A 10,080-nucleotide genomic window follows, 5' to 3' on the forward strand; every position below is an offset into this window, starting at 1 on the left:
GTCACCGTTTGCTCTTGATGAGGGTGCCAAGGCCTTGCAGGTACGCCACCAGGGCGTCCATCTCGGTCTTGCCCTTGACCGCGTCGCGGGCACCGGCGATGTCTTCGTCGGTGTAGGGCGTGCCGAGGGTGCGCAGCACTTCGAGCTTCTTGGCCGTATCCTTGCCATCGAGGTGGTTTTCCACCAGCCACGGGTAGGCGGGCATCTTCGACTCCGGCACCACGTTGCGCGGGTTGTACAGGTGCGCGCGGTGCCAGTCGTCCGAGTAGCGTCCGCCGACGCGGGCCAGGTCCGGGCCGGTACGCTTGGAGCCCCAGAGGAAGGGGTGGTCCCACACGCTTTCACCGGCCACCGAGTAGTGGCCATAGCGTTCGGTCTCGGCGCGGAACGGGCGGATCATCTGCGAGTGGCAACCTACACAGCCTTCGCGGATATAGATGTCGCGGCCTTCGACTTCCAGCGCGGTGCGCGGCTTCATGCCTTCGACCGGCTTGTTGGTGACGTCCTGGAAGAACAGCGGGACGATTTGCGTCAGGCCGCCGATGCTCACGGCAATGACCATGAAGAAGGCCAGCAGGCCTATGTTCTTCTCGACTGCTTCATGCTTCATCAGTGCGCTCCCACGACGACGATCTTGGCGGCTTCATCGGCCTGCGCCGGATTGGCAGCGCGTACCGTGCGCAGCACGTTGTAGGCCATCAGCAACATGCCCGAGGCGAAGAAGGCGCCGCCCAGTGCGCGGACGATATAGCCCGGATGGCTGGCCTGCAGCGCTTCGACGAAGGAGTAGGTGAGGGTGCCGTCATCGTTGATCGCACGCCACATCAGGCCCTGGGTGATGCCGTTGACCCACATCGAGGCGATGTACAGCACGGTGCCGATGGTCGCCAGCCAGAAGTGCGCGTTGATCAGGCCGACGCTGTGCATCTGCTCGCGGCCGTACAGCTTCGGAATCATGTGGTACACCGCGCCGATGGAGATCATCGCCACCCAGCCCAGGGCGCCGGCGTGGACGTGGCCGATGGTCCAGTCGGTGTAGTGCGACAGCGAGTTGACCGTCTTGATCGCCATCATCGGCCCTTCGAAGGTCGACATGCCGTAGAAGGCCAGGGAGACCACCAGGAAGCGCAGGATCGGGTCGGTGCGCAGTTTGTGCCAGGCACCGGAGAGGGTCATCATGCCGTTGATCATGCCGCCCCAGCTCGGGGCCAGGAGGATGATCGACATCACCATGCCCAGCGACTGCGCCCAGTCGGGCAGGGCGGTGTAGTGCAGGTGGTGCGGGCCGGCCCAGATGTACAGGGTGATCAGCGCCCAGAAGTGCACGATCGACAGGCGGTAGGAGTAGATCGGCCGCTCCGCCTGCTTGGGCACGAAGTAGTACATCATCCCCAGGAAGCCGGTGGTGAGGAAGAAGCCCACGGCGTTGTGGCCATACCACCACTGGATCATCGCGTCGGTGGCACCGGCGTAGGCTGAGTACGACTTGAACAGGCTGACCGGCAGCGAGATGTGGTTGACGATGTGCAGCATCGCGGTGACCACGATGAAGGCGCCGTAGAACCAGTTGCCCACGTAGATGTGCTTGGTCTTGCGCTTGACGATGGTGCCGAAGAACACCACGGCATAGGTGACCCAGACGATGGCCAGCAGGATTGCGATGGGCCATTCGAGCTCGGCGTATTCCTTGGTGGTGGTGTAGCCCATCGGCAGGGTGATCAGCGCGCCGAGGATCACCGCCTGCCAGCCCCAGAAGGTGAAGGCGGCCATGCCGTCGGAGATCAGCCGGGTCTGGCAGGTGCGCTGCACCACGTAGTAGCTGGTGCCGAACAGGGCACAGCCGCCGAAGGCGAAGATCACCAGGTTGGTGTGCAGCGGGCGCAGGCGTCCGAAGCTGGTCCAGGGCAGGTCGAAGTTGAGCTGCGGCCACACCAGTTGCGATGCAATGAAGACGCCGAGGCCCATGCCAAGGATCCCCCAGACCACCGTCATGATGGCGAACTGGCGGACGACCTTATAGTTATAAGCAGTCGGACTGATTGCTGTGCTCATGCTAAGGTTCCACGGTTTAGGTGTTCTTGTTGGTGGAAAAATCGGCGCCAGTCTCGATAGCCGCGATGGCTATGGCAACGCAAGGTACCCTGCGCCGACCCGTGTCCATACCCTGGCCACCACCGTCCCGTGGCGTTTCGGGTCGAACGATTGTACACAAATAAATATCTGTAATGTGTACCGTTTTTCACCTTTTTCTGATCGATCGGTCAAGCTTTTTTTCGGATGCCTTTTTGGCGCGCAGCGTCAGGCAATGCGCCGCGTCGATGGCATCGCTGCAACACGAGGCCACTTTGGCAACAAGCTTAGTTCCGTTCGGAGGGGGTGCAAGGGAGGGGGAGCGGCGCGCCCCTGCGGGAGGGCGGGCCGCCGCTCCCACAGGAGGGATTTGCGGGGTATTACTGGGCTGTCAGCGTTTCAGCATTTTCATCATGGGACAGGCTATACACATAAGCCGCCAGCAGGTGCACCTTGTCGTTGCCCTGGATCTCGGCCTGAGCCGGCATCTGGCCCTGGCGGCCGTAACGAATGGTCTGCTGCAACTGGGCGAAGCTCGAACCGTAGATGAACGCCTGCGGGTGGGTCAGGTCGGGGGCGCCCATGGCGGGGGTGCCTTTGCCTTCCGGCCCATGGCAGGCCACGCAGTTGCTGGCGAAGATTTCCTTGCCCTTGGCCACGTCGGCTTTGATCCCTTCAGGCAAGCTGCGCCCGTCCAGGTTGCTCAACACGAAGGCGGCCACATCCGCCACGCCCTGCTCGCCGATCACCTCGGCCCAGGCTGGCATCACGCCATGGCGGCCGTTCATGATCGAGGCCTTGATGGTCTCGGGTTCACCGCCCCAGCGCCAGTCCTTGTCAGTCAGGTTGGGGAAACCATAGGCCCCTTTGGCGTCCGAGCCATGGCACACCGAGCAGTTGGAGGCGAACAGGCGTGCGCCCATCTTCAATGCCTGCGGATCCTTGGCCACTTCCTCCACCGGCATGGCGGCGAACTTGGCGAAGATCGGCCCGAAGCGGGCATCGGCCTTGTCCATTTCTTTCTGCCATTCGTTGACCTGGGTCCAGCCGTTCTCGTAGCCCGGCAGGATGCCTTTCCAGTTACCCAGGCCCGGGTAGAGGATCAGGTAGCCCACCGAGAACACCAGGGTGCCGACGAACAGCCAGAACCACCATTTGGGCAGCGGGTTGTCGTATTCCTCGATCCCGTCGAAGCTGTGGCCCATGGTCTGGTCGCTGGTGTCGTGGCTCTGGCCCTTGCGTGTGGCGAGCAGCAACCAGGTCAGGCCGATCAGGCTGCCGATGGTCAGTACGCTGATGTACGTACTCCAGAAGGTGGTCATTGCCCGTTACTCCTCATGGCAGGTTCCTGCCCGGCAGGGGGCAGGCGGTCGTCGTCGAAGGGCAGCAGGCGCGCTTCGGCGAAATCACGGTCGCGGCGGCGGTTGAACACCCAGAGCGACAGGCCGATGAAGGCGATCATCACCACCAGGGTGCCGAGGCCGCGGATCATGCCGATGTCGAATTCCATCGTGCTTACCTCTTATTCTTGATCGAGGTGCCCAGCACCTGCAGGTAGGCGACCAACGCATCCATCTCGGTCTTGCCCTTGACCGCGTCGCGGGCGCTGGCGATGTCCTCGTCGGTGTAGGGCACGCCGAGGGTGCGCAGTACACGCAGCTTGGTGTCGGTGTGGCTGTTGTCGACCGGTTGTGCGACCAGCCACGGGTAGGCCGGCATCTTCGATTCCGGTACCACGTTGCGCGGGTTGTACAGGTGCGCGCGGTGCCAGTCGTCCGAGTAGCGTCCACCGACGCGAGCCAGGTCCGGGCCGGTACGCTTGGAACCCCAGAGGAAGGGGTGGTCCCACACGCTTTCACCGGCCACCGAGTAGTGGCCATAGCGCTCCGTTTCGGCGCGGAACGGACGGATCATCTGCGAGTGGCAACCTACACAGCCTTCGCGGATGTAGATGTCACGGCCTTCCAGTTGCAGCGCGGTGTAGGGCTTCATGCCCTCGACCGGCTTGTTGGTGACGTCCTGGAAGAACAGCGGGACGATCTGCGTGAGGCCGCCGATGCTGACGGCGAACACCATCAGCAAAGCCAGCAGGCCGACGTTTTTCTCGATGACTTCATGTTTCATCAGGCGTGTCTCCTCAAGCCAGCTGGGCGTTCGCAGGGGCGGCGTCGAGCGCTGGCGAACGCACGGTGCGCCAGGTGTTCCAGGCCATCAGGAACATGCCGCTGAGGAAGATCGCCCCGCCGACGAAGCGCACGATGAAGCCGGGGTGGCTGGCCACCAGGGTTTCGACGAACGAGTAGGTGAGCGTGCCGTCGCTGTTGACCGCGCGCCACATCAGGCCCTGGGCGATGCCGTTGACCCACATCGAGGCGATGTAGAGCACGGTGCCGATGGTCGCCAGCCAGAAGTGCGCGTTGATCAGGCCGATGCTGTGCATCTGCTGCTTGCCGAACACCTTGGGAATGGTGTGGTACAGCGCGCCGATGGAGATCATCGCCACCCAGCCCAGGGCGCCGGCGTGGACGTGGCCGATGGTCCAGTCGGTGTAGTGGGAGAGGGCGTTGACGGTCTTGATCGCCATCATCGGGCCTTCGAAGGTCGACATGCCGTAGAACGCCAGCGACACCACGAGGAAGCGCAGGATCGGGTCGCTGCGCAGTTTGTGCCAGGCACCGGAGAGGGTCATCATGCCGTTGATCATCCCGCCCCAGCTCGGTGCGAGCAGGATCAGCGACATGATCATGCCCAGTGACTGGGCCCAGTCGGGCAGGGCGGTGTAGTGCAGGTGATGAGGGCCGGCCCAGATGTACAGGGTGATCAGCGCCCAGAAGTGCACGATGGACAGGCGATAGGAATACACCGGTCGCTCGGCCTGCTTGGGCACGTAGTAGTACATCATCCCCAGGAAGCCTGCGGTCAGGAAGAAACCTACGGCGTTGTGGCCGTACCACCATTGCACCATGGCGTCGGTGGCCCCGGCGTAGACCGAGTACGACTTGGTCAGGCTGACCGGCATCTCCAGGTTGTTGACGATGTGCAGGATCGCCACGGTGAGGATGAAGGCACCGAAGAACCAGTTGCCCACGTAGATGTGCTTGGTGGTGCGCTTCATCAGCGTGCCGAAGAACACGATGGCGTAGCAGACCCAGACGATGGTGATCAGGATGTCGATCGGCCATTCCAGTTCGGCGTATTCCTTGGAGCTGGTGTAGCCCAGTGGCAGGCTGATCGCCGCCAGCAGGATCACCAGTTGCCAGCCCCAGAAGGTGAATGCGGCCAATTTAGGCGCGAAGAGGATGGTCTGGCAGGTGCGCTGCACCGAATAATAGGAGGTGGCGAACAGGGCACAGCCACCGAAGGCGAAGATCACTGCGTTGGTGTGCAGCGGTCGCAGACGGCCGAAGCTGGTCCAGGGGAGGTCGAAGTTGAGGCTCGGCCACACGAGTTGCGCGGCGATGAAGACACCGAGCCCCATGCCGACGATGCCCCACACCACCGTCATGATGGCGAATTGGCGGACCACCTTGTAGTTGTAGGCGGTACTGCTGGTTGTGTTCATGTATGGGTTCCCATCCACGGTTATAGGCAGGCTAAACAGCGAGGCAAGCATGAAAGATGGGCAATGTGCCGGTATTGACGGGGATCAATGGGCCCAAGTGGGAAATGTCCCAGGCTTGCGCGTCGATCCTCCGCAAATCCGGGGCGATCAGGGGCGTTCCTGCACACTGATCCTGGCCCACGGCGCGGGGGCGCCGATGGACAGCGCGTTCATGGACGAGATTGCGCAAAGGCTGGCGGGGCTTGGGGTCGGGGTGATCCGCTTCGAATTTCCCTACATGGCCGAGCGCCGGATAAACGGCGGCAAGCGTCCGCCCAACCCGCAGAAGGTGCTGCTCGAGTGCTGGCGCGAGGTGTATGGGCAGGTGCGACCATTGGTCACGGGCACCTTGGCCATTGGCGGCAAGTCGATGGGCGGACGGATGGCCAGTTTGCTGGCCGATGAGTTGAAGGCGGATGCGCTGGTGTGCCTGGGGTATCCGTTCTATGCCGTGGGCAAGCCGGAGAAACCGCGGGTCGAGCATCTGGCCGGGCTGAAGACGCCCACGCTCATTGTCCAGGGCGAGCGGGATGCGCTGGGCAATCGCGAGGCGGTTCAGGGGTATGAACTGTCAACGGCGATCGAGGTGAACTGGCTGGTGGCGGGGGATCATGATCTGAAGCCGCTGAAAGCTTCAGGGTTCAGCCATGAGCAGCATCTGCAGGCGGCGGCTGAGAAGGTGGCGGGGTTTCTGAAGGGTTAGCGCTGGATTCTTCGCGGGCAAGCCCGCGAAGAGCCTGATGCTTAGTCGCGATACTCGCACAGGTAAGCGGTATCGACCTTCACCTGCAGCTGGAACTTGCTGTCGGCCGGCACATTGAACTTGTCGCCTGCGTTGAAGGTTTCCCAGTTGTCGCTGCCCGGCAGCTTGACGATCAGGGCGCCGGACACCACGTGCATGATCTCGCGCTTGGCGGTGCCGAACTCGTATTCGCCCGGGGCCATCACGCCCACGGTGGCCGGACCTTCTTCGCCTGCGAAGGCGATCGACTTGACGGTGCCGTTGAAGTACTCGTTGACCTGGAACATGGGCGACTCCTGAACAGAAGGGCTGAAAAAAGGCTGGCCAGTATGCCCAAGCCCTGCGCGGTCGTCATCTGCTTTCAGGTGAGGCTCAAGGGCAGCAACCGTGCGGTATTGCGTGCATCCTCCAGCGCCCGGTGCTGTTGCCCGACGAACTGCATGCCGGCCAGTTGCAGTGCACCGTTCAGGCCGGTGGGACGCTGCAGGTGACGGGCCTTGGCGAAGCGCTGCTTGAGATTGATGTGCGGCAATTGCGCCAGTAGGCTGTTGACCTGGTGCTGCTGCCATTCCTGCAGCAACTGCTGGCGGTCGTAGTCGCCCCAACTGACCCAGGCCTGCAACTGCGCCCGATGATGGCCCAGCCAGCGTTCGAACTGCTCCCAGATCTCGGCGAACGACGCCGCGCTGTCGATACTGGCCTGGCCGATGTGCGTCAGCTCACGGCAGAAGGGTGTCAGTTGCGGACGCCGCCGCGGCTTGACGAAGCGCTGGAAGTGATCGACCTCGCGACCTTCGCGAGTGACCAGGCTTGCGCCGATTTCAATGATTTCCATCTCGGTGACCGGCCAGCCACCGTCGTCGGTGGTGGCTTCCAGGTCGATGACCAGCCAATGGCCCATACCAGGCTCCCTTGCAAGACGCTGTGGTCCGCGGCGTCGGACGAGAGAGCAGGGCCGCGGGCCCCTAGAGCGTAGCCAATCCAGAACCCTTACGGCATCCCCTGGCAGAATGCCGCTATTTTGGCATAACCAGCGGTTGTGCCCTGACAGGAAAACGCCTAGCTTAGGCGCATCAAGGTCCAAACCCGTGATTTGAGTGCCTCACTTGACGCCACCGCCCGCCCTCAAGGCCCTGTCATCCCTGATGATGCTCGCTGCACTGTGGCTGGCCGGGCCGGCCTGTGCCGCCGACGTGGTGGAGGTGCGGATCGGGGCCGCGCATTTCCCGCCTTACACGGTGCGTCCGGAGCAGGGTGCCGATACAGGGTTGCTGCCGCAGTTCGCCGAGGCGCTGAACCAGCTCCAGGCTGGTTACCGTTTCGTTCTGGTGCCAACCTCGATCCCGCGCCGCTTCGGTGATTTCCAGCAAGCGCGCACCGACATGGCGATCTTCGAGAACCCGCAATGGGGTTGGCAGCAGATCCCGCACACGGCGGTCGACATGGGCCTGGAAGATGCCGAGATCTTCGTCGCCCATCGTCAGGCCGGGCGTGACCAGCATTATTTCGATGACCTCAAAGGCAAGCGCCTGGCGTTGTTCAACGGCTATCACTACGCGTTTGCCGATTTCAATCCCGACCCCGAGTACCTGAAGAAGACCTTCCGGGCCATCCTCTCGTACTCCCACGACAGCAACCTGTCGATGGTGCAACGCGAGCGCGCGGACATTGCCCTGGTGACCCGCTCGTACCTGAGTGACTACCTCAAGCGCAACCCGACCAAGGACAGCGAGCTGCTGGCCTCGGAGCGGGTCGATCAGGTCTACCATCACTATGCACTGCTGCGCCCTGACGCGCCGATCCGCGCCGAAGCCTTCGCCCAGCTGATGCAGCGCCTGCGCGACAGCGGTGAGCTGGCGGCGCTTTTCGGCCCTTATCGGATCACCGTGCAAACGCCGCGCAATTAAATTCCCGGGCGGCGATCACGTTCAGACACTTGAGTGTGATCCCATTTTTGCGTGAGCCATGACCATGCCTTTCGATGCCGCTTCGACGCCGCTTTCCCTTCCGCGATGGCACAACCTGCAAGGCGACGAGACCGCTTCCCGGTTGAGTCTGACCCTGGAGGGCCGCCCGCTGATCCAGGTGCGCCTGGTGCCCGCCGACCCCGTGCAGGTTCACCTGGAAACCGTCTGCCCGGATCGCGGCGCCCAGGCCCTGTGGGCCGCCTGCTACTGGCTGCTGTCGCGCGACCCCGCCTGCCAGCGCCTGGCCTGGCATTTGCCGAAGACGCCAGCGTGGCTGCCGGCGCTGCTGGCGAGCGGCTTGCTGGTCGCCAGCGAGCAAGCGGACGTATTGATCTGCGAGCGGGCGCTGTTCTGGCAGTTGCCGCAGCCCTGGCTTGGCGAGGTACAGAGCGGTGTCTACCCGCAGCAGATGCAGATCAGCAACGGCAAGCGCCATCCGCGCCGCGCGCCCAAGCCCCGGGGCGAGGTGTATCGACGTTTCGATGCGCGCCTGGGGGCGTGGGTGTCGCTGCGCACCCTGGAAGTCGAGCAGGACCTGGCGCGCTTCAACCGTTGGCAGAACGAGCCGCGGGTCGCGCACTTCTGGCAGGAACAGGGCAGCCTGGAGCAGCACCGCGAATACCTGAGCAAGCTCGAGGCAGACCCGCACACCCTGACGCTTATCGGCTGTTTCGACGATGAGCCGTTCGCCTACTTCGAAGCCTATTGGGCCAAGGAAGACCGCATCGCGCCGTTCTATCCGGCCGATGACTACGACCGCGGTATCCACATGCTCGTGGGCGAACAGGCGCACCGTGGCCCGCACAAGGTGGCGAGCTGGATGTCGGCGCTGGTGCACTATCTGTTCCTCGACGACCCGCGCACCCAGCAGGTGGTCGCCGAGCCGCGCGCCGACAACGGCAAGATGATCGGCTACATGCACGATCAGTGCTTCCACTGCGAGAAAGAGTTCGATTTCCCGCACAAGCGGGCGGCGTTGATGATCCTGGGGCGTGAGCGATTCTTCGATCGCTGCGCGCTGGTCTAGCGGCACGCAGGGCGTGGGCCGCTGGGCGGCCCGACCACGCTGGGCAGGTGCTGTGCGCTGTACCTGTGAGGCGGTCAGCCCTCGGCCTGGCGGGTGTTCTTGCGGCAGTGGATCAGCGCGTCGCGGATCATGAAGTTGACCAGCGTCGGCGAGACCCCGAGCTCCTTGGCGATGTCTTTTTGCGGCACGCCGTGCAGGCGGTACATCTCGAACGCGTAGCGCGTGCGCTCGGGCAGCTCGTTGAGCGCTTCGGCGATGTGTTCGAGGGTCGCAAGGTTGATGTGGGTGGATTCTGGCGAGGCATTCTGGATTACCACATTCATGCCTTCTTCCTCGCTACCCGAGTACTTCAGCTCCATCGCCTGCTTGCGGTAGTGATCGATGGCCAGGTTGCGCACGATCTGGAACAGATAGCTGAGCTGGGCCTTGAACGAGGACGTGATCTGCGGCGCGGAACCGAGCCGGAAGAAGGCATCCTGCACCACATCCTCGGCGCGCGACCGACAGCCCGTGATACGGGCGGCAATCTTGACAAGGATGCTGCGATTGTCGACGAACGCCTGGAGTAATGGTGAATCGCACTTACTTGTGGATAGTTGTTCCGCCATGGAAATCACCTTGTCTCTGTGGGGAAAGGGAGCACACCGTTTGGCGATGCTTCCTACGACGTGCG

The 10,080-nt window shown here is 63.1% G+C and carries 12 protein-coding genes; 3 read left to right on the forward strand and 9 right to left on the reverse strand.

Going from position 1 to position 10,080, the window contains the following annotated elements; genetic code table 11:
* Position 1 precedes the first annotated feature (1 nt).
* From ccoO (HU748_RS07575) to ccoN (HU748_RS07600), 6 genes are all read right to left on the reverse strand, one after another.
* The gene (gene ccoO / locus HU748_RS07575) at positions 2-610 is read right to left on the reverse strand and encodes a cytochrome-c oxidase, cbb3-type subunit II (RefSeq protein ID WP_054894766.1); all 609 of its coding nucleotides are present in this window, start codon (positions 608-610) and stop codon (positions 2-4) included.
* On the reverse strand, positions 610-2,052 hold the full coding sequence (gene ccoN, locus HU748_RS07580; RefSeq protein ID WP_054894767.1) for a cytochrome-c oxidase, cbb3-type subunit I: 1,443 nt from the start codon (positions 2,050-2,052) through the stop codon (positions 610-612). Before ccoN (HU748_RS07580) ends, ccoO (HU748_RS07575) begins: the two co-directional genes overlap by 1 nt.
* A gap of 398 nt (positions 2,053-2,450) precedes the next feature.
* Positions 2,451-3,392 (reverse strand): cytochrome-c oxidase, cbb3-type subunit III, encoded by a 942-nt coding sequence (ccoP, locus tag HU748_RS07585; RefSeq protein ID WP_186719900.1) that lies wholly within the window; start codon positions 3,390-3,392, stop codon positions 2,451-2,453.
* On the reverse strand, positions 3,389-3,580 hold the full coding sequence (locus HU748_RS07590; protein ID WP_054894769.1) for a cbb3-type cytochrome c oxidase subunit 3: 192 nt from the start codon (positions 3,578-3,580) through the stop codon (positions 3,389-3,391). The genes ccoP and HU748_RS07590 overlap by 4 nt, the downstream gene beginning before the upstream one ends.
* A gap of 5 nt (positions 3,581-3,585) precedes the next feature.
* Positions 3,586-4,194, reverse strand: a complete 609-nt coding sequence (gene ccoO, locus HU748_RS07595) for a cytochrome-c oxidase, cbb3-type subunit II (protein WP_186666343.1) — start codon at positions 4,192-4,194, stop codon at positions 3,586-3,588.
* Between the two features lie 13 nt (positions 4,195-4,207).
* On the reverse strand, positions 4,208-5,632 hold the full coding sequence (gene ccoN, locus HU748_RS07600) for a cytochrome-c oxidase, cbb3-type subunit I (RefSeq protein WP_054894771.1): 1,425 nt from the start codon (positions 5,630-5,632) through the stop codon (positions 4,208-4,210).
* Between the two features lie 49 nt (positions 5,633-5,681).
* Here ccoN (HU748_RS07600) and HU748_RS07605 point away from each other — a divergent pair, with 49 nt between their 5' ends.
* Complete coding sequence (locus tag HU748_RS07605) at positions 5,682-6,374, forward strand: alpha/beta family hydrolase (RefSeq protein ID WP_238343307.1); 693 nt, start codon at positions 5,682-5,684, stop codon at positions 6,372-6,374.
* 41 nt (positions 6,375-6,415) lie between these two features.
* Here the strand turns inward: HU748_RS07605 and HU748_RS07610 are convergent, their stop codons facing one another.
* On the reverse strand, positions 6,416-6,700 hold the full coding sequence (locus HU748_RS07610) for a pyrimidine/purine nucleoside phosphorylase (RefSeq protein ID WP_054894773.1): 285 nt from the start codon (positions 6,698-6,700) through the stop codon (positions 6,416-6,418).
* 74 nt (positions 6,701-6,774) lie between these two features.
* On the reverse strand, positions 6,775-7,314 hold the full coding sequence (locus tag HU748_RS07615) for an exonuclease domain-containing protein (RefSeq protein ID WP_186666339.1): 540 nt from the start codon (positions 7,312-7,314) through the stop codon (positions 6,775-6,777).
* A 205-nt stretch (positions 7,315-7,519) separates the two neighbouring features.
* Between HU748_RS07615 and HU748_RS07620 the strand changes: the two genes are divergently transcribed.
* Together HU748_RS07620 and HU748_RS07625 are read left to right on the forward strand one after the other, a co-directional pair.
* Entirely contained in the window at positions 7,520-8,320 is an 801-nt protein-coding gene (locus tag HU748_RS07620) for a transporter substrate-binding domain-containing protein (RefSeq protein ID WP_186666337.1), read from the forward strand.
* A 64-nt stretch (positions 8,321-8,384) separates the two neighbouring features.
* Entirely contained in the window at positions 8,385-9,407 is a 1,023-nt protein-coding gene (locus HU748_RS07625; protein WP_186720079.1) for a GNAT family N-acetyltransferase, read from the forward strand.
* Positions 9,408-9,481: 74 nt separating this feature from the next.
* Here HU748_RS07625 and HU748_RS07630 read toward each other — a convergent pair whose 3' ends face one another.
* Positions 9,482-10,015, reverse strand: coding sequence for an RNA polymerase factor sigma-70 (locus HU748_RS07630; protein ID WP_186719902.1), 534 nt, complete (start codon positions 10,013-10,015; stop codon positions 9,482-9,484).
* Positions 10,016-10,080: the final 65 nt, after the last annotated feature.

Source organism: Pseudomonas sp. RW3S2 (assembly GCF_014268955.1).
In the GTDB taxonomy this organism is placed as follows: Bacteria; Pseudomonadota; Gammaproteobacteria; order Pseudomonadales; family Pseudomonadaceae; genus Aquipseudomonas; species Aquipseudomonas wayambapalatensis.